Origin of the sequence: Haemophilus parainfluenzae (assembly GCF_900638025.1) — a bacterium.
Lineage (GTDB): Bacteria > Pseudomonadota > Gammaproteobacteria > Enterobacterales > Pasteurellaceae > Haemophilus_D > Haemophilus_D parainfluenzae_J.
In genome coordinates this window covers 690,862-710,575 of the sequence record NZ_LR134481.1, presented here as the reverse complement: position 1 = coordinate 710,575, position 19,714 = coordinate 690,862, and the positions used below count along the sequence as shown (strand labels likewise).

General features: G+C 35.6%; 23 protein-coding genes and 1 pseudogene. 8 read left to right on the top strand and 16 right to left on the bottom strand.

The genetic code is table 11. The annotated features are described in order from the left end of the window. Positions 1–47 precede the first annotated feature (47 nt). From nhaC to xylF, 5 genes are all read right to left on the bottom strand, one after another. Entirely contained in the window at positions 48–1,454 is a 1,407-nt protein-coding gene (nhaC, locus tag EL215_RS03595) for a Na+/H+ antiporter NhaC (protein ID WP_012054497.1), read from the bottom strand. Between the two features lies 1 nt (position 1,455). Beyond that, entirely contained in the window at positions 1,456–2,628 is a 1,173-nt protein-coding gene (locus EL215_RS03590) for a MalY/PatB family protein (protein ID WP_126470229.1), read from the bottom strand. Between the two features lie 274 nt (positions 2,629–2,902). Further along, positions 2,903–4,030, bottom strand: coding sequence for a sugar ABC transporter permease (locus EL215_RS03585; protein WP_111691925.1), 1,128 nt, complete (start codon positions 4,028–4,030; stop codon positions 2,903–2,905). A 3-nt stretch (positions 4,031–4,033) separates the two neighbouring features. After that, a complete protein-coding gene (gene xylG / locus EL215_RS03580; protein WP_126470227.1) occupies positions 4,034–5,545 on the bottom strand; it encodes a D-xylose ABC transporter ATP-binding protein in 1,512 nt (503 codons plus the stop codon). A 50-nt stretch (positions 5,546–5,595) separates the two neighbouring features. Next, positions 5,596–6,594, bottom strand: coding sequence for a D-xylose ABC transporter substrate-binding protein (gene xylF / locus EL215_RS03575; protein WP_012055404.1), 999 nt, complete (start codon positions 6,592–6,594; stop codon positions 5,596–5,598). A 233-nt stretch (positions 6,595–6,827) separates the two neighbouring features. On the opposite strand from xylF, the gene xylA reads away from it, so the two are divergent. After that, positions 6,828–8,147, top strand: a complete 1,320-nt coding sequence (gene xylA / locus EL215_RS03570; RefSeq protein ID WP_126470225.1) for a xylose isomerase — start codon at positions 6,828–6,830, stop codon at positions 8,145–8,147. Between the two features lie 56 nt (positions 8,148–8,203). Then, entirely contained in the window at positions 8,204–9,685 is a 1,482-nt protein-coding gene (xylB, locus tag EL215_RS03565) for a xylulokinase (protein WP_164757051.1), read from the top strand. Between the two features lie 50 nt (positions 9,686–9,735). On the opposite strand, the gene rfaD is transcribed toward xylB, so the two are convergent. The 5 genes from rfaD to EL215_RS03535 all read right to left on the bottom strand — a co-directional run bounded on the left by rfaD (position 9,736) and on the right by EL215_RS03535 (position 12,977). Continuing rightward, a complete protein-coding gene (gene rfaD, locus EL215_RS03560; protein ID WP_126470221.1) occupies positions 9,736–10,662 on the bottom strand; it encodes an ADP-glyceromanno-heptose 6-epimerase in 927 nt (308 codons plus the stop codon). Between the two features lie 52 nt (positions 10,663–10,714). Further along, positions 10,715–11,218: a protein disulfide oxidoreductase gene (locus EL215_RS03555; protein ID WP_126470219.1), complete on the bottom strand. Its 504-nt coding sequence runs from the start codon at positions 11,216–11,218 to the stop codon at positions 10,715–10,717. 928 nt (positions 11,219–12,146) lie between these two features. Beyond that, a complete protein-coding gene (locus EL215_RS03545; protein WP_232013317.1) occupies positions 12,147–12,479 on the bottom strand; it encodes a hypothetical protein in 333 nt (110 codons plus the stop codon). A gap of 1 nt (position 12,480) precedes the next feature. After that, a complete protein-coding gene (locus EL215_RS03540) occupies positions 12,481–12,705 on the bottom strand; it encodes a hypothetical protein (protein ID WP_197721748.1) in 225 nt (74 codons plus the stop codon). A gap of 5 nt (positions 12,706–12,710) precedes the next feature. Next, a complete protein-coding gene (locus EL215_RS03535) occupies positions 12,711–12,977 on the bottom strand; it encodes a hypothetical protein (RefSeq protein WP_126470215.1) in 267 nt (88 codons plus the stop codon). A gap of 827 nt (positions 12,978–13,804) precedes the next feature. On the opposite strand from EL215_RS03535, the gene EL215_RS03530 reads away from it, so the two are divergent. From EL215_RS03530 to EL215_RS03500, 5 genes are all read left to right on the top strand, one after another. Then, positions 13,805–14,032: a hypothetical protein gene (locus EL215_RS03530; RefSeq protein ID WP_049356753.1), complete on the top strand. Its 228-nt coding sequence runs from the start codon at positions 13,805–13,807 to the stop codon at positions 14,030–14,032. Continuing rightward, a complete protein-coding gene (locus EL215_RS03525) occupies positions 14,025–14,600 on the top strand; it encodes a recombinase family protein (RefSeq protein ID WP_126470213.1) in 576 nt (191 codons plus the stop codon). Before EL215_RS03530 ends, EL215_RS03525 begins: the two co-directional genes overlap by 8 nt. A gap of 527 nt (positions 14,601–15,127) precedes the next feature. Then, complete coding sequence (locus EL215_RS03510; RefSeq protein ID WP_049356747.1) at positions 15,128–15,559, top strand: type IV secretory system conjugative DNA transfer family protein; 432 nt, start codon at positions 15,128–15,130, stop codon at positions 15,557–15,559. Positions 15,560–15,786: 227 nt separating this feature from the next. Then, the gene (locus EL215_RS03505; protein ID WP_049356744.1) at positions 15,787–16,056 is read left to right on the top strand and encodes an AbrB/MazE/SpoVT family DNA-binding domain-containing protein; all 270 of its coding nucleotides are present in this window, start codon (positions 15,787–15,789) and stop codon (positions 16,054–16,056) included. Continuing rightward, entirely contained in the window at positions 16,056–16,409 is a 354-nt protein-coding gene (locus tag EL215_RS03500) for a type II toxin-antitoxin system PemK/MazF family toxin (RefSeq protein WP_049356742.1), read from the top strand. Before EL215_RS03505 ends, EL215_RS03500 begins: the two co-directional genes overlap by 1 nt. A 49-nt stretch (positions 16,410–16,458) precedes the next feature. Here the strand turns inward: EL215_RS03500 and EL215_RS03495 are convergent, their stop codons facing one another. Then, the gene (locus EL215_RS03495; RefSeq protein ID WP_049356739.1) at positions 16,459–16,644 is read right to left on the bottom strand and encodes a hypothetical protein; all 186 of its coding nucleotides are present in this window, start codon (positions 16,642–16,644) and stop codon (positions 16,459–16,461) included. 14 nt (positions 16,645–16,658) lie between these two features. Then, positions 16,659–16,862, bottom strand: a complete 204-nt coding sequence (locus EL215_RS03490) for a hypothetical protein (RefSeq protein WP_126470211.1) — start codon at positions 16,860–16,862, stop codon at positions 16,659–16,661. Between the two features lie 23 nt (positions 16,863–16,885). Here EL215_RS03490 and purT point away from each other — a divergent pair. Continuing rightward, a pseudogene (gene purT, locus EL215_RS03485) lies at positions 16,886–17,026 on the top strand (phosphoribosylglycinamide formyltransferase 2); the annotation flags it as partial. A 92-nt stretch (positions 17,027–17,118) separates the two neighbouring features. Here the strand turns inward: purT and EL215_RS03480 are convergent. Genes EL215_RS03480 through EL215_RS03465 form a run of 4 tightly spaced genes read right to left on the bottom strand, consistent with a single transcriptional unit; the run spans position 17,119 to position 19,561 of the window. Further along, complete coding sequence (locus EL215_RS03480; RefSeq protein WP_126470209.1) at positions 17,119–17,493, bottom strand: DUF5376 family protein; 375 nt, start codon at positions 17,491–17,493, stop codon at positions 17,119–17,121. Between the two features lie 2 nt (positions 17,494–17,495). Beyond that, a complete protein-coding gene (locus tag EL215_RS03475) occupies positions 17,496–17,846 on the bottom strand; it encodes an EndoU domain-containing protein (protein ID WP_126470207.1) in 351 nt (116 codons plus the stop codon). Positions 17,847–17,860: 14 nt separating this feature from the next. Next, positions 17,861–18,253, bottom strand: coding sequence for a hypothetical protein (locus EL215_RS03470; RefSeq protein WP_126470205.1), 393 nt, complete (start codon positions 18,251–18,253; stop codon positions 17,861–17,863). A gap of 9 nt (positions 18,254–18,262) precedes the next feature. Further along, entirely contained in the window at positions 18,263–19,561 is a 1,299-nt protein-coding gene (locus tag EL215_RS03465) for an EndoU domain-containing protein (protein WP_126470203.1), read from the bottom strand. Positions 19,562–19,714: the final 153 nt, after the last annotated feature.

Below are 19,714 nucleotides of genomic sequence, written 5' to 3'. Positions count from 1 at the left end.
ATAAAAATAGCCAGAATAACTGGCCATTTTTATATCCAATACCACATTTATTTTTTTAGCTTCGCAATACCTATTCCACTTGCACCATAAATAATAGCAAAGATAATACCGCTCCAACATAAAATTGCCCAAGGTAAATAAGACAATGTTGCAACACCTAATGTGCCTGCCATATATGCACCTGCGGCAGTCCATGGCAAAATAGGTTCAATAATTGTTGCGGAATCTTCTGCTGTTCGACTTAGATTTTTTGGATGTAATCCTTTTTCTACATACGCATCTTTAAGCATTTCTCCTGGAATTAGAATAGAAATTTGCCCATTACAAGTAACCCCAATCATTGTTAAACCGCAAAGAATCGTTGTAATAATCAAAGAAAGAGTTGAATGAACAAAGGTGAGTAATTTTTGAATAATCACGGTTAATGCACCGCTCAATTGTAATACACCTGCAAATGACAATGCACAGAAACAAATTAATAGTGTTCCCATCATTGAGTTCATTCCACCACGATTCAACAAACGACTTAAATCAGAGCTAACTGAAGTATGGTGAATCATTGAGGTATCAAATCCATTAACTGCGCTATTAATCACATCAGATAGAGAGAATTTTTGAATTAAGATAGCATTAATAATTGCGATAAATGCTGATAATAACATCACTGGAATAGTCGGTTTCTTAGTAATAGATCCCCATAATACAATAGCGACTGGAATAAGTAATAGAAAGTTAAAATGATAAACTTGCTCTAACTCATGAATCATTGTATTTACTTTTTCTGGAGTCGCCACATTAGAAAAATCGTAGTTTAAACCATATACCACATAGACAGTAGCCGAAAGAATAAAGGATGGTAATGTTGTATAAAGTAAGTGAGCGATATGCTCATATAAATCTACGCCAGCAGCTGCAGATGCAATATTGGTTGTATCAGATAATGGCGATAATTTATCTCCAAAATACGCACCAGCCACCACAGCACCTGCCGTAGCAGCCAAATTGGCGTCTAATCCAATCGCAACTCCCATAAATGCCACACCAACAGTCCCTGCTGACCCCCAAGAGGTTCCAGTACAAATGGAAACAATAGCAGTAAGGAATAAGGCTGTCACATAAAGATATTCTGGTGATATCGCTTTTAGTCCGTAGTAGATCATCATAGGAATTGTTCCTCCACTAATCCAAGTTCCAATTAATAATCCTACAGTAATTAAAATTAATAGCGCAGGCATTGTTTTAGCTATTTTTTCTGAAATAGCGTCTAAAATATCTAAATAGCAATGACCTAATTTAATAACTAAAAAACCAGCAAATACCGTTGAAATAATCATTAATGGCTCAGCTGGCAAATCAAATAAAGCATACCCAAGCCCTAACAGTAATAGCATCACAATGATTGGTGAAAAAGCTTCTAATGTTGTTGGCATTCTTGTGCGATGAGTGGTTTTCATATTAAATCTCCCTATTGTTTAATAAACAAAACCCATTTTTGATTCGATTCAATGCTTCTAATAATTTTTCTCTAGGCATAGCGACATTCATACGAAAGAAACCGTCTCCCTCTTTGCCAAATTCACTACCCAAAGATACTTTTACTCTTGATAAATTATTAATCCAATAAGCTAATTCATTTTCATTTATACTTAGCTTTTTATAGTTTATCCAAAGTAAATAAGTTCCATCACTTTCGGTAATATCTAATAATGGAATATACTCATTGAAAAATTCTTTTACTATCTTCTTATTATTCTTTATGTATTCTTTTAGATAGATTACCCAGTCAGTACAATATTTATATAACGAAATAATAGCTGGTATAGAGAAATAATTTGGATTATGTATACCTAATGCCATCATTTCTTTTATAAATTTTTCTCGAATTTCTTTATTCTCAATAATTAGGTTAGCTATTTCCAATCCAGGAATATTAAAAGTTTTTGCTGGGGATAAACAGATCATTGAGTGATTTGCTACCCATTCATCTAATGATGATATTAAATAGTGGGAGTCATTTGTTAGTGTAAAGTCTGCGTGGACATCATCGGAAATGATAAATACATTATGTTTTTTAGCTAAGTTTATAATTTTAATAAGGACTTCTTTGTTCCAAATCGTTCCAGTTGGGTTATGAGGAGAAATTAAAACAAATACTTTAGAATGTTCAAAACATTCCTCTAATAAATTAAAATCAATACGATACTTTCTATTCTCATAAACCAAAGGACATTGATATAATTTTCTGTCATTTAATTTTATCGTGTTTAATATTGGACCATATGAAGGTGATAGAATACATATCCCATCAGTTTCTTTTGTAAATGCTCGTATATAAATAGATATGGCTTGGATTATTCTTGGGCAAAATACAATTTTTTCAGAGAGAACAGAATAATGATATTGTTCGAAAATATAATCACTGATTATCTTGTAATAATCGGCTGGTAATTCAGTATAACCATAAATTCCTAAACGATTAAATTTTTCTAATTCATCTATCATTATTTGAGGTGCTGGAATATCCATATCCGCAACAGACATTGGAATAATATCATTATCTACATTCCATTTAGCACTAAACGTATTTAGGCGATCAATAATCACATCAAAATTATAAAAATTATTCATTATTCCTCCTGATACATAAGGAAAATTTACTTTAGTCAAAGAAGAAAAGAATTAAAATTACTAAAACTACTTTATCTATTACTTTTTTTCACAACTGTGATCTAGTCCACAATTGTAAATAATCACTATAAAAAATTAAATAATGTAACGGATAAGAACTTGTTTTTTCATAAAAAGATGAAAAACTTCATCATCTAGAAAGCAGTATGTTAGGTAACCATTTCTATAAAATTAAAAAACCGCCATTTTATAAATGACGGTTTAAAATTAATAATTACATCTTTTTCTTATTACTAGTATCTATCCATACAGCAAGTAACAAAATGGCACCTTTGACAATATATTGCCAAAAAGTTGGCACATCAAGCATACTCATACCATTATCAAGCGATGCGATGATAAGTGCGCCAATAACAACCCCAAACACACTTCCTACACCACCAGCTAAGCTTGCCCCTCCAATGACACAAGCTGCAATCGCATCTAGTTCTGCATTTTGCCCTGCCGATGGTGAGCCTGCACCTAAACGAGCACTTAAAATCAACCCTGCTATTGCAACTAACACACCATTCATTGCAAAGATAATCAGTTTTGTTTTCTCTACATTAATACCAGATAATTTTGCCGCATCAATATTGCCACCAATCGCATAAACGTGGCGGCCGAATGAAGTTTTACGAGAGAGGAATAACCCTAAGATTGCAAGAACTGCCAGTACTAAAACAGGAAATGGAATGCCACGATAATCATTAAGTAAATAAATTGCTCCTAATACAATTACTGCAAACAAAGCATATTTCGTAAAATCTTTTGATAATGCAGACACTTCCAGCTGAAGCTGCTGGCGACTTCTACGTTGATAATTTCCCCAAAGAACAAATCCAATAACTGCAATACCACCTAAGATAAACCCTGCAATATCTGATAAATAACCTTGCCCAATAACTGTCATAGTTCCACTAATAGGAGATACAGTTGTGCCATTAGTCAAACCAATCAAAATTCCACGGAATGCGAGATAACCTGCAAGTGTAACAATGAAGGATGGCACTTTGCGATAAGCCACCCACCAACCATTCCAAATACCAAAAATTAAACCAAGAGCAATTGTTGCAATAATAGTTACAGGTAATGGAAAGCCCCACCAAACATCGGCAATAGCTGCAAATCCTCCCAGTAAGCCCATAAGTGAACCAACAGATAAGTCAATTTCAGCAGAAATAATGACAAAAACCATTCCAATTGCAAGAATGCCAGTAATTGAAGTTTGGCGTAACAAGTTAGAAATATTTCTTGCACTTAAATAAGCGCCATCAGTAGCAACACTAAAGAATGCCATAATGACTGCAATAGCTATTAACATAATGTAAACTTGTAAATTTACGGATTTTAACTTAAACATAGATTACTCCTTAATTGCTGTTTCCATAACTTGTTCTTGAGTAAGAGCAGTATTGATAAGACTAGCTTTAAGTTTACCTTGATGCATAACAAGAACTCTATCACTAATGCCTAAAACCTCTGGTAGTTCTGATGAAATGACAATAATAGCAATCCCTTCTTGTGCTAATTGGTTAATTAACTTATAAATTTCATATTTCGCACCAACATCAATTCCTCTTGTTGGTTCATCTAAAATCAGTATTTTAGGATTTAACAATAAACATTTTGCAAGGATCGCTTTCTGTTGATTACCGCCACTAAGTCGTCCTATTGGCAAATCTGGTGAAAAAGTTTTCACCTTTAGTCGTTTGATGGCTGAGCCAATTATTTGCTCTTCTTTTGCTTCATTAACTACCATTTTTCCGAAACAATAAGATTTCAAAGAAGAAAGCGTAATGTTTTTGCCAACTCCCATAATAGAAACAATGCCGTGTTTCTTCCGATCTTCAGGAACCATCACAATTTTATGTTCAATCGCTTGGGCACAATTTTTGATATTTACTTGTTTTTGATTGATAAAAATATTTCCTTCAAACTTACCTTCATAAGACCCAAATAAGCATTGCACCATGTCTGTACGACCTGAACCAACTAAACCTGCAACACCTAAAATTTCCCCCTCATGAAGACTAAAACTTACGTTATCAACACGCTTAATATGTGTATTGATTGGATGCCAAGCAGAAAGATTTTCTACTCGTAAAATTTCATCTTTGATTTCATGAGGTTCATGTAGATAAAGTGAGGTAATTTCCCGACCTACCATCATGGTGATAATGTCATCTTCTGTCATTGTTGAAGCGTCTTTCGTACCAACATGTTCACCATCACGAATGACACAAATTTTGTCAGATATCGCCTTAACTTCATTGAGTTTATGGGAAATATAGATACAAGCGATATTGTGTGCTTTAAGATCCTTAATAAGATTTAACAAAATTTCCGTTTCTTTTTCGGTAAGTGAAGCCGTTGGTTCATCTAAGATAAGAAGTCTTACTTGTTTATTTAAAGCCTTAGCTATTTCAACTAATTGCTGTTGCCCTAAACCTAATTCTCCTACTCGTGTATTGGGATCGACATCTAATTGCACCTGCTGTAATAAATTTTTGCAACGTAAGTACATTTCATTATCTGCTGTCAAACCTTTATGGGTTATTTCGTTACCCAAAAAAATATTCTCCAATACAGACATATTCTTTACGAGAGTAAGTTCTTGATGAATAATTGAAATGCCTTTTTCTTCAGTATCTCTAATATTCCTTGCTTTTAGTTCACTTTCAGAAAAGTAAATATCACCGCTGTAATCTCCACAAGGATAAATACCGCAAAGTATTTTCATTAATGTAGATTTTCCAGATCCATTTTCACCACATAAAGATAAAATTTCCCCCGCTTCTAATTCAATAGATATATTATGAAGTGCGGTCACATCACCAAATTTTTTTGTGATATGTTTCATTTCCAACAATGCCATATCTTAACTCCCTAAGAGGTAAGGGAAGAGTTTTCTCTTCCCTCTTAAAGTTAGTGATAAATACTTTCCTTAGTATGAAAACCATCTTTAATTACAGTTTCATTAATATTACGTTTATCAACAGCGATAGGATCAAGTAAATACGCAGGAACATTTTTTAAGCCATTATTCAGTTCTGCATTAGCTTCTACTTTTTCATTCTTACCTAATTCAACCGCAATTTCTGCCGCTTTATCTGCAAGTTTCGTAATTGGTTTATAAACAGTCATAGTTTGCGAGCCATTGACAATACGTTTAATTGCAGCTAAATCTGCATCTTGCCCAGAAATTGCGACTTTCCCGGATAAGCCTTGTGCGCTAAGGGCTTGAATCGCACCTCCAGCAGTAGCATCGTTAGATGCAACAACAGCATCCACATTATTTTTATTAGCTGTTAATGCGTTTTCCATAATTTGTAACGCTTTTTCAGCTAACCAAGAATCAACCCATTGATCTCCTACAACCTTAATTTTCCCACTGGCAATTAAAGGATCTAATACTTTCATTTGCCCTTTTCTAAATAATTTTGCATTATTATCTACAGGAGATCCCCCCATTAAAAAATAATTACCTTCTGGTTTTACAGCCACAATACTTTTAGCTTGTAGTTCACCCACTTTTTCATTATCAAAGGAAACATAAAAATCTAAATCTGCATTATTGATTAAACGGTCATACGCTAATACTTTTATTCCTTCCTTTTTAGCTTCAGAAATAACGTTACTTAATACTTCACCGTTATGAGGAATAATTACTAATACATCAATATTTTTATTGATCATATTTTCGATTTGAGAAATTTGTGCTGAATCATCACCATTCGCAGATTGGACAAATACTTTTGCACCCATTGATTCTGCTTTGTTTACGAAAATATCTCGATCTTTTTGCCATCTTTCTAAACGTAAATCATCAATGGATAAACCAATTTTAAGATCTTTGGAATGGGCAGAACTACTAAATACAGTTAATGCACCAACAAGGGTAAGTAAAGCTGATTTGATTTTCATATTGATACCTCAATAGTTAAGTGAAGGACTAGTTATTGCTCCAGTTGTTAGTTTTCACACTTTAAAAAAGGCTTTCAATTATAAAATCTTTCTCCATTATTACGTTTTTTCACAACTGTGATCCACTCCACAGTTGCAAATAATCAACATAGAAAAATTAAATAACATAATTGATGAAAAGCTAGTTTTTCACAAAAATACGAAAAATTTCATCATCTAGAGAGGAAAATGTTATGACAACCTATTTCGATAAAATTGAAAAAATCTCCTTTGAGGGAGAAAAATCCACAAATCCTTTTACTTTTAAACATTATGATGCTAATCAAGTAATTTTAGGTAAAACTATGGCTGAACATTTACGCTTAGCTGTGTGTTATTGGCATACCTTTTGCTGGAATGGGAATGATATGTTTGGGCTAGGTTCTTTGGAACGAAGTTGGCAGAAAAATCCAAATTTGCTTGCTGGCGCAGAACAAAAAGCCGATATTGCTTTTGAGTTTTTGAATAAGTTAGGCGTGCCTTATTATTGTTTTCATGACGTCGATATTGCACCTGAAGGTAATTCAGTGCGGGAATATGTACAAAATTTTCATCATATTGTTGATATTTTAGAACGCAAACAAGTAGAAACGGGTGTAAAACTCTTATGGGGAACTGCAAATTGTTTTACTAATCCTCGTTATATGTCTGGTGCAGCAACCAATCCTAATCCTGAGGTTTTTGCTTGGGCTGCAACACAAGTGTTTAATGCGATGAATGCCACTCAACGTTTAGGTGGAGAAAATTACGTATTATGGGGTGGGCGTGAGGGATATGAAACTTTATTGAATACCGATTTGAAACGTGAACGTGAACAAATTGGTCGTTTTATGCAAATGGTGGTAGAACATAAGCATAAAATTGGGTTTAAAGGTACATTATTAATTGAGCCAAAACCGCAAGAACCAACTAAACATCAATATGATTATGATGTGGCAACAGTGTATGGTTTCCTAAAACAATTTGGTTTAGAAAAAGAAATTAAAGTTAATATTGAAGCTAACCACGCGACGCTTGCTGGCCATACCTTTCAACATGAAATTGCAACAGCTTGTGCATTAGATATTTTTGGCTCAATTGATGCTAATCGTGGCGATCCACAATTAGGCTGGGATACCGACCAATTCCCAAATAGTGTTGAAGAAAACACGTTAGTTATGTATGAAATTTTAAAACATGGTGGTTTTACTACTGGAGGTTTTAATTTTGATGCGAAAATTCGCCGACAAAGTATTGATCCTTATGATTTATTTTACGCTCATATCGGTGCAATTGATGTATTGGCATTATCCTTAAAACGTGCAGCAAAAATGTTACAAGAGGAAACCTTACAAAAAATTGTTAATGAACGCTATGCAGGTTGGAATAGTGAACTTGGCCAACATATTTTGCAAGGAAAAACTTCACTTGAAACACTTGCGCAACTAGTCCAACAAAAAGATTTAGCGCCAAAACCAGTTTCAGGTCAGCAAGAATATTTGGAAAATTTGGTAAACCAAGTTATTTATAGCTAAAAATGAAGCAAAAGTGCGGTTGTATTTCACCGCACTTTTTTATTTTAGGAGACATTATGTATATAGGAATTGATTGTGGTACACAAGGGACAAAGGCAATAGTGCTTGATTCTGTCCAAAAAAAAGTGATTGGAGTTGGTTACGCAAAACATGAATTAATTACACAATCCAATGGAAGACGTGAACAACAACCAAATTGGTGGATTGAGGCATTACAACAAGCATTACAGAGTGCATTGAAACAGGCAAAAAATTCACCGCACTTTTCACCTAAATTAGTGAAGGGAATAGGCATTTCAGGACAACAACATGGACTAGTAATGTTAGATAAAAATGATCGTCCTCTATATAAGGCTAAGCTTTGGTGTGATACAGAAACCGCTACGGAAAATGATATACTGATCGAAAAATTAGGCGGACAAACAGCCGTATTTGAAAAATTAGGTATTATTTGCCAAACTGGTTACACAGCTTCAAAACTGAGTTGGTTTCGTCAAAATTATCCTGACAAATTTGCCAATATTCGCAAAATTATGCTGCCACACGATTATCTAAATTATTGGCTAACAGGAAAATTCTGCACTGAATTTGGTGATGCTTCCGGTAGTGGTTATTTCGATGTTGTGAAAAGAGAATGGAAAAGAGAAGTCTTCAAATATCTTGCGCCAGAATTAAATATGGATGAAGTGTTACCTAAATTACTTTCTGCCGAACAAAAAATCGGTGTGATTAAACCTGAAATTGCGACTTTATTTGGTTTTAATGATAATGTCATCGTCTCCACAGGTGGAGGCGATAATATGATGGGAGCAATTGGTACAGGAAATATTCGAGAAGGGATTGCTACGATGAGTCTCGGTACTTCTGGTACCTTGTATGCTTATACGCAAAAGCCATTACTTAATTTACCACCAATGATCGCAAATTTTTGTTCAAGTAATAATGGCTGGTTACCACTAGTTTGTGTTATGAATATAACCTCCTCAAATAAACAGCTAATGAATTTGCTCAATATTGATATTGAAGAATTAAATCAACTTGCTCAACAAGCACCTATCGGTGCGAATGGCATCACTATTTTGCCATTCTTTAATGGTGAAAGAGTTCCACCTTTACCCAATACAAAAGCGAGTATTTTAGGATTAGATTCAAGTAATTTCACACGAGAAAATCTTTGTCGAGCAATGATGGAAGGTGCCACTTTTACGCTTCGCTATGGCTTAGATTTATTTCATCAAGCAGGACTCAAAACCTCACAAATTCGCCTAATTGGAGGTGGAGCGAAAAGCTCATTTTGGCGGCAAATGGTTGCTGATGTGATGAATTCCGAAGTGGTATGTTTGCAGGAAGAAGAAGCTGCTGCATTAGGAGGAGCAATTCAAGCTATGTGGGCAAATGGAGAAGGAGAACTAAAAATTTTATGTGAAACCTTCATTCACTTAGATGAAAACTCCAAAACTTACCCCAACTTATCACAGGTGAAAAATTATCAAAGTGCTTACGAGCGTTATTTAAAACATTTATCACAGTTATACTAAACAAAATCCCCTATACCGAGAGTCTATAGGGGATTTACTACATTAATAATTTATTTTCTATTCAACCAAGCCATATATTCAGCCACACCTTCCGCGACAGTTTTAAATGGTTTGTCGTAGCCAGTTGCGCGAAGTTTCGTTAAATCTGCTTGCGTATATTCTTGATAGCGAGATTTCAAATGCTCTGGGAATGGAATAGTTTCCACTGCGCCTTTACCGTGGAATTTAATTACCGCTTTCGCCACTTCTGCGAAAGACTCGGCATTGCCGGTACCACAGTTGAAGATACCAGAAATGCCATTTTGCCAGCACCAAATGTTGACTTGAGCCACATCACCTACATAAACGAAATCACGGCGGAAATGTTCACTGCCTGCAAATAATTTTGGATTTTCGCCTTTCAGGATTTGGTTATTTAAGTGGAATGCCACACTTGCCATTGAATCTTTGTGACCTTCACGCGGACCATACACGTTGAAATAACGGAAACCACATACCGGTGATTGCGCTTCAGGTAAAATCGCACGCACATATTGGTCGAATAAGAATTTAGAATAACCGTACACATTCAATGGGCCTTCAAATTCACGCTCTTCACGGAATTCAGTTTTATCGCCATAAGTTGCCGCACTTGATGCATACAAGAACGGAATTTGACGATCTAAACAGTAATGCAATAACTCTTTTGAATACTCGTAGTTATTATGCATGATGTATTTGCCGTCCCATTCAGTGGTCGCTGAGCATGCCCCTTCATGGAATACCGCATCGATTTCGCCTAAATCATCACCAGCAATAATAGATCCAATGAAGTCTTCTTTATCGCAGTAATCCGCAATATCAAGATCCACTAAGTTAATGAATTTAGTCCCGTCTTTTAAGTTATCCACCACTAAAATATCTTTGCGTCCCATATCGTTTAATGCTTTAACGATATTACTGCCGATAAAACCGGCGCCACCTGTTACGATAATCATAATTCTGCCCTCTTTAAAATAAGTCTGTGTATTGTAATAGATTTTGTACCGCTTAGCCAAAAAACTCTGTGAAAAACAACCGCACTTTTAAGCCCCAGTAACTTGTCCAGCCCGTTGTGGCCAAATCCATTTTTCCTTTATTTAAAATAATAATTGTTGGTGTCACATTCACCTGCCATTGATCCGCAATCTTGCCTTGCGGATCATTCACCGTTGTAAACTGATAGTGATGGGTTTTTAAATAATCCTCCACGTCCTTATTTGTCCCCGAACGTAGTGCGACAGAGATTACCGGATAGCCTTCCTCTGACAGTGAATTAATCGCTGGAGAAGTATAACGACAATAACCACACCAACTTCCCCAGAAATAAATGATTGTCGGCTTAGCTTGATCTAATTGAGGCAAAAAGAAGGCATTCCCCTGTAAATCATAAAGTGCTGTCGCATTGATTTCAGGGGGAATATTGGGTTTACGAATAAAATCGAGAATACTGCTGACGATAATTAACGTCAGCAAGAGCGAAATCGCATTTTTTAATAAGGTTTTAATTTTCACAATAAAATTTCATGAGCTAGGATAAGTGGATTGTAATCGATTAGAAAAGTGCGGTCAAAATTACAGATATTTTGCTATAAATACGTTATCCGCTCCCGCATTTAATAATGCAATTGCCGCATCAACATTTTTGACCTCATTGTATAGTCCAACTTTTGGGGTGCAGATCAATTTTTGAGAAGTTTTAAAGCTCTTTGAAAATTGACCACACTCTATTTAAATAATAAATTCAATGCTTTATAAGTTACATTTTCCCTTATCCCACTTAGGATCTTGATAGCCACATTCAGCGGGAGAAAGATATATATACCCCTTAGTATTCATACATTCATCAAGATTTTTATATCTTTTGTCATTTATTTGATAGTTTTGCGGATAGTAGTGTAGATTTATATCACCATCCCTTCCTCCACAAGAAACAAAATCTTTTTATCGTTGTTTTGAGTTTGTATGCCCTAGTAGTTCTTTTTTTTGATATCCTGCAATTAATGGATATTCTTTCCCCTTATCAACACAATTAACCATTTGTGGAGTATAAAAACATCCGTTTGAATACCAACATCCGTTTAATATAAAGCAAAGAAGAAATAAGGTGTATCTCATTTTATTTACCTCCTATTTTCATCAAAAGTTCAAACATATCTGATGACATTACATCGGATAAAGCCTCAGATAGTGCGCGTTTCCTAACGCGCGCTTAAAACATCAAATTGATTTAATTCAGATTTTTACTATTTTCATTAACAACTTTATTCAGTTTGTCTATTTTAGTTAGATTCAAGCACGCGTCAGGAGACGCGCTATCTAGCGGCAGATCTTGCCTTTAGAAAAGTGCGGTCAATATTCAAGAGATTTTAAAATTCACTGAATATTGACCGCACTTTTAAACACCTTTGTTAATTACTGCCAAGGCTTAGCATCAGGTTTGCTATGTTTTTTTTCGCCATTGAATACATGCAGGTCTATTCCACATTGTTTTTTCTTCACAGATTAGTCCACCTTCTAAATACCAGCCTTTTTTCTCTAAACAAAGATTTACCTCCGGATTATCACTTTCTCCTACCACATAATCCATACCACAATCCGACATGTCTTTTTCTCTTCTGTCAAGATATTTATTAATTCTTTGAGGATCTAAGGTTGGAAATAAAATCTTAGAATTATGCAAACGCCAATGATCATGTGGTGGTGGAGGTTGAAATCCTCCAAAAGAACAAGCATTGATTGTTAGCAAACCAAATATAAAAAATAGAATCTTCATATCATTCTCCTTTTGATTTATTTAAATTAAAAATGGTTTGCTCATTTCCCATTTTAAGATCTCCCTCAGTTCGATATCCATCAGTAATACATTGCCGTTGTCCTAAGCCATGGCAATTATGTACTGATGAATTGTCACCAAATATATCGCTAATACGTGCAATCCAACCTTTATTGAGATTATTTTCAGATGTCGTTGCAGTATTTCCCCCCAATAAAATCGGCATACTACCTACTGGGTCACTAGCATGATTTTCAATCCGAATTGAACCATCTGAAGTTGTTCTTTCTTTAAACGATAGTAGTTATCCGCATCGCCGTTGTAATACTCTTTATTGCTCACCGTTAATGTCGTCACGTTTAACATGTTCCCTGCCGTTGCGCTTAAACTACCTTGGCTTTCAATATCGGCCGCTTTTATCGTCAGGTTCTCATTGCTGTGTAATGCCAAACGACCGCCTGCACCGGTGACTTTCACGCTGGCAAAACGGTCTAACACCGTGCGGGCAACATTGCCGTCAGCACTTTCTGAAGAAGACAGCGTACTGCTAATGTCTAAATTTTTCCCCGCCGACAGCGAGAGGGATTTTACCGCCTCAATGCGTCCACCGAGGTTAATCAGGTTTTGTTGAGCAGATAAATCAACCGTTTCGCCTAAAATCGTGCCTTGGTTCTCTAATTGATTGGTATAAATACGGGTTAAATCCCGTCCGGCTAAAAGTTGCGGATTATTAAGGCTGCAAGCCTTAATGGAGCGAAGCGGTAAACCTGCTGGGCGTGATTCGTGGCTGGCTGATATTTTCGGGCGTGCGGAAGTAACCAGCGGATAGCCTGCCTTACCTCCCCTCCTGCCGAAACCTTGCGGAGCGTGCTACCGCTCGATGTAAAAGGCGACAGATGAAAGGAATGATTAAAGAATAAAAGCGGATAAAAAACACATAGAAAGCATATAAGAGGCATAAAAATAGTCCTCGAATTATCGGCTTAGGGATAGTTACCCGAAAGGGCGAAAACTCAATATGTAGCCAAGAATGCTTTAGCGTTCCTGGCTACATTGAAGAGGTTGAGTTTTTAGAGTTGAAGCAAAGGCAGAATGCCACAGTCTGAAGCCTAAAAATATAGCCCGACCGCACGCTTTAGCGTGGGGTAAGCCCCAAAAACATATCGAAAGATTAAAATAAATTTATTGGCTAGCACAAAACTATATTGTATAAGTTTTGAAAAGGTATATTATAGGTAGCGCAAAAGTTTTTAACTTTTGAAACATCGAAATTTGAGTTTATTCACGATGATAATTATATGCAACCAAAAATAACAGGAGGAACTATGGTTAGAAAATCAGATTGGGAATACATCAATTTCTCTCAAGATCACGAAATAGATTATATCTTGTCTCAATATAACTGGAAAAATAATGAAGAGAATAGAAAAATATTGAGAAAATGGGGAGAAGAAGCTAAATCATATTTGGGTAGAACAAGCACTCAAAACATTACTCACGGTGAATTTTACAAATTTATTTTAAATGTAAAAAAACATAAAAAAAATGGCTAAAATAGGATACGCAAGAGTTAGCACATTAAAGCAAGACTTAAATGAGCAAATATCCGAACTTGAGAAAGTTGGCTGTAAAAAAATCTTTTCAGGTAAGCATTCAGGCAAAGCCGAAAAAAACGAAGAGCAGCTCAATGAGTTGCTCAATTATATTCGAGAGGGCGATACAGTTGTAGTTACAAAACTTGATAGGCTAGGGCGTAGCCTAAGCCAATGCTTAAAAATGCTAGATTTTTTATTGGAAAATAAAATCGGCTTCATTGCATTAAATCAATCAATAGACACCACGAAACGCAAGGATCCGATGACTATGGCTATGATTCATCTATTGGGGTTATTCGCCGAATTAGAGCGTAATTTTATTGTAGAAAGAACACAAGGCGGAAAGCTGGCAAAAGTGGAATCAGGAGATTTAAAAGCAATCGGCGGACGACCTAAAAAGTTATCAGAAAAGATAGAAGAAAGACTTGTAAAAGATATAAAAAAGAAATTATCAATAAATGAATTATCAAAAAAATATGAAGTGTCGAGAGCAACAATAAGCCGATACAAAAAGAAAATAAAATAGCTACCGCCTCCCTGCGGTCGTTGCTGAATCCCCAAAGAACAAAAACAGACTACGCTAGTTTTTGCCCTTTGGGGATTTCCATTTATAGAGAAAAGCTCTTAGCCTTTTGAGCCTGAAGCTCTTGCTTTTTAGGCTCAATTTTGGAGTCTGTGGCGTTAATTGTTCTTGCTTCAGGTCTATTTACCTTAAATTCATTATCAGCATTAACGGCTGGATTGTTCCTGATTTTAAGGCTTCTGCGGTTATGCCTTTTTGCTGCATATCCTTATGCGTAGCCAGCCCCTCGAGTGCCTTTGAGAGCTGGCTATCTTTCTTTAGAAGATTATCAGCTCTTACTCCATTTACCAAAACATCATAAGACTTTTGACCTAATTTTTCAGATTCTTCTTTATTGAAAGAGAAATCTATTTTGTACTCCTTTTCTGAATTTAGAGATAAAGGGGTTAGTCCTTTCTCGATAATGCTCTCAAGCCCCTTATAATCACATCTATGAGCTTGAATGGAAGCATTTTACGGCTGGCTATAACGTGCGCTATTTAATTATAGTGCAAGATCATACTCAATTATGCAGCCCTAAACTCTATGGCAAAGAGAGAGCTGACAATCTACGAAAAAACTGCACAATCCGTCTTGTTTACCCACCAAAAGACGTAGATGAAACGACAAGAGAAATTAGCGAAACATTAGGCTATAAAACAGTTAAAACCAAAGAAACAAGCTATTCCTATTCAGGAGGTAAACGTACTCGTAACGTAACACCAAAAAAAGAACGCCGTGCGTTGATGTTACCACAAGAGATTGTTGATTTAGGCACAATCAACTACAAAAATACGTCGGTCGCCTTAAAAGAAATTGTCATTATGGAAAAAGTAAAACCATTTATTGCCGACAAAATCATTTATTTTGACGAGCCAGTGTTCCAACAACGCAAAGACTACTCGATTATTGAAGCTCAATAAAGCTGAAAAGAAAGTCGAATTTGAGTTCGATAAGAAATAATAAAAATTGCCCTGGCGGATACGCCAGGGCAATTTTTTTATTTGACATAAGAATAAACAAGATTATATACTAGCACTGTATCATTAAATGATACCTGTGGGGAAATTAACATGATAAGGAGAAGCTGAATTTTGGCTTATCTTTTGGTGCAGCAAAGGATAAGAGTTTTATCAGCTATATGAACAATATGAATATAAGACTACAAGTGAAACAATGGGGCAATAGTAAAGCAATCCGTTTACCAAAAGATTTTACTAATGCTATGAATTTAAATATGGGAGATTTTTTAGAATTAGAAAAAATTAACAACAATACAATTAAAGTAGTGATTATTCCTAATAATCCAAATGAAAAAAGACGATTAACCTTAAATGAACGTCTTGCAATGACTTCATTTAAACAATTACCCACCGTTGAAGAGTGGGATTCACTCACGCCAATAGGAAACGAAATTTAATGGCTGGATCTACATTTAAAAAAGGGGACATTATTACCATTTGCTTAAATCCAGTTGTAGGAAATGAACTACAAGGGGAAAGACGCCCTGCTTTAGTATTAAGCAATAGCGAATTTCACAAACTAGGATTTATGATGATAGCCCCTATTACACAAGGAAATGCAACTCTTGCTAGAGATAACGGCTTTGCAGTAACACTAAGTGGAACTGGCTGTCAAACTCAAGGTGTGATTATTGCATACCAAACTCGAATGGTTGATTTTAGAAATAGAAATGCAAAAAAAGTTGAATCTGTGCCTAACTATATTTTATCTGAAGTACAAGATATCGTTGAATCAATTTTGAAAGATTAGAAAAAGTAAAAAAATTGCCCTAGCGGATACGCCAGGGCAATTTTTTTAATTAAATTTCTTCGACTTCAACAGATACACCAAAGATAGGGTAGGTTTTGCCGTTTTCCATAGCAATTAAGGTATGCCCTCGACGTTTAGCCTCCTCGATATTCTCGGCTTCCACCTCAATACTCTTGCTTAACTCTCCTAATCGAGTAAATGGAACTGATGAACGAAGTGTAACTTTAAATTTCATAATGCCCCCTGCGGTTATAATTCAAGATTTGATGATTTAACAGATTTCACTTTTTCAACTGGTTTTCCTGATAAATCAACAGTCATATTTTTAGGTTTAGTAACTTTTAATTCATTCTCAAGCTGTTTAGGCTGAATTTTTGCCTGTAGCAAATAATTTTGATGATTTTCTAGAACACCTGATTTTAATGATTCAGCAGAAATGCCTTTTGCTTGCATACACCAATGCAAGGTTTAGGTTTAATAGTAATATTCACTTTTTCGGAAAAGACGAAGTCAATGGCCATCGCCGTTTAGATGTGTTACTCGCTCGTGATATTTCCGTGGAAAAAGCATTGGAAAAAGTAGAATGTGCTTACGCGAAGTTGGATGTGAAATTATAAGATTTCATTAAAATAAGCATCTTTAAAATACAAAAGTGCGGTCAATTTTTGAAAGGTTTAAAAACTCTTTGAAAATTGATCGCACTTTCAACTTAAAATTCTAACCGCTGTGTTAAGCCTTCTTCGGGTTCTTGACTTCGGAAAATCAGCCATAACCTCAACACATCAATCATTATTCCACGAGGCAACGTAAGATAAAGAGACTCCTCTTCTTGAGCAAAGAGAAAATAAAAATTCACTTCATCGTTCATCAACTCTACACCCCAAGAATTAGAAGAAATATCCGATTCTTGAATTGTATCATCCGTCAAAATTGACAATGAATGATCTAAAAAAGAGAAATAATTTGGTCCCCCCATTGGATCATTCAAATAGCCGGTTAATGGATTTAATTGGTGATTTTCCTCTAAATAGCAAGTTGGAATAATTTGCCCTTTATGCTGAATATACGTAAAAATAAGTTTCATCTTCACTCCTGCTCAGCACTTGGAAAAGCCGTGACGACAGGATAGGTATAACCTTCTATACGCACGCCTGAATTTGAAACACCAACCCACATACCTTCAGCTTTACGAATAGGATCTAAATCATCTACTTGATTCATATAAGCAGAATTAATTTCCACTTTAATACGATCTGCCGTCCACGTTTGAGGAAACATCAAGGTCTCCCCATTATTATTGGTCTTCACAATATATTGATTAGTTTCACTATCAAAGGCGGAAATCTGTGCAAGATATACGCCATTTGGATAAGTGTATAATATCCGCTCAACACGTATATTGCCTAAGGCGGAATGTCCACCGATCATGACTGTCATAAAATACCTCTAATCTAAACTGAAAAATAAACTTCATTACTTATATTGGGTTCAGATAGTAAGAAGTCATACCACTTAGATAAAATAATCTTAAATTGGTCAAACTCAAGATAATCATCAGGATATTCTTCATCCCCCCAATAAATAGTTACTTTATCTAATGAGATTAGCGCACCTAAGCTTTGTCCCCACATATCATATTCAGAAATTTCTTTTTTAGATATTTTATCAATCTCTTCAAGACCATTTTTTATCCACTTTTGCAAATGACCTATACCTAATCCCTCATCATCAATCAAAAAATTAACTATATTTAAAGCCTCATCTACATTTAATATTGAGCAACGAGGTCTCAAAACACCATCTTTCCATGTAGACGATATATACCAATAAAACTTAAAATTCATAATTAGCTCCTATTTCATTAGTGGGTAAACTGTTACTTTAGGTTCCTTATAACCTGTTACTTTAACACCACTAGGTGTAGTTGATTCCCACATAACCTTTCCATTTTGAGGGCTAATATATTCATTTCGATTTTTATACGCCATATCGACTTCATATTTAACTCTATTCGCTGACCAGTTATCAGGAAACATCGTTGATTTTTTAGTCAAAACTTTCTGATTTTTAGGATTAATATACTGAATTTCTGCTTCATATACTCCTTGTGAATTTGGTTTTCCCTTCGATTTAAAATTAATATTTCCATTGGCTATACTATGTCCACCAACCAATTTTCCTTTTTTATTAATCTCAACATTTAATATATGCCCATCAAAATCAATTGGCGCAGTAACCTTATGAACATTTTTAGCTGCTTGTTGCTCATCAATGTAATGATTTTTTTGGCGATTAGAAATCCTTTCATTTAATCCTTTATTTCGATTTACTCCTAGATTAGCTACATCTTTCGAGTAATCTTTATTCTCACTATGTATGCTTGTTGTCTTAGGTTTATTTGGCTTTCCTCCCGAAACAGCATTCTCTGCTTGGAAAAATCTCATTACCTTAACAGCCAAAGCAATATGTTTTTCCACATCACTCTTACTGTTTTCTATAGCCTCAAGCGTTTTACTATTTTCTGCTTGAACAAGCATATCAACACGTGAACGTTGTTCTGCCGGGATTTTCGATAAGATACTACCTAGCGCAATAGCCTGCTCTTCTGAAAAATCATTTGCAGCCATTAATAAGCTTGGCACCACTTGTCGGCATGCTGCATCACAATCGGCAAGTAATTTAGCTCGTTCCTTTTGGCTTAAATGTTCTAAATCACGGAGAACAACTTCAATATCTTCACCATTCAACAAACGTTGATAAGCACTATGAATATTGCCTTGAGTAAGCGCATTATTCTCCACCGCATTCTTCGCTGTCTTAGCTGCAATAATTGCCCCATCAGAACTATCTGATAAAGTACCACCAACAATACCTGCTGCCACTTGACTTAGAGAAGATACCGTACGTTTTTCTTCTTCGCTAAGCTTTTCAGGTGATTTATTATAAAGTGTTGACGCTAAGAAATGAGCCGCAACCTCACCACCTGCTGCACCTGCCGCACCCGCAGCAACATTACGATTGCCCGCATAAGCCTCTACCGCTCCCCAAAGTGCATGAGCAGTCAAATTGAGCGCGGTATTCACATTGCCTTTTGCATCTGTTGTCGCTTTCTTAATTTGATTATTCACCGCAGGTGATAATCCTGAAGCCACCACTTCCGCTGCCGGTCTGCCAGCTAAAGCGGTGCTGATAACATTTAATGCCGAATCAATGATAAGGCGTTGACTTCCACCTGTTTCCCATTCTTTGTTGTGCTAGATTGGCTGTATTAGAAAAAGTAGAACGCTCTTACGATAAGTTAAATG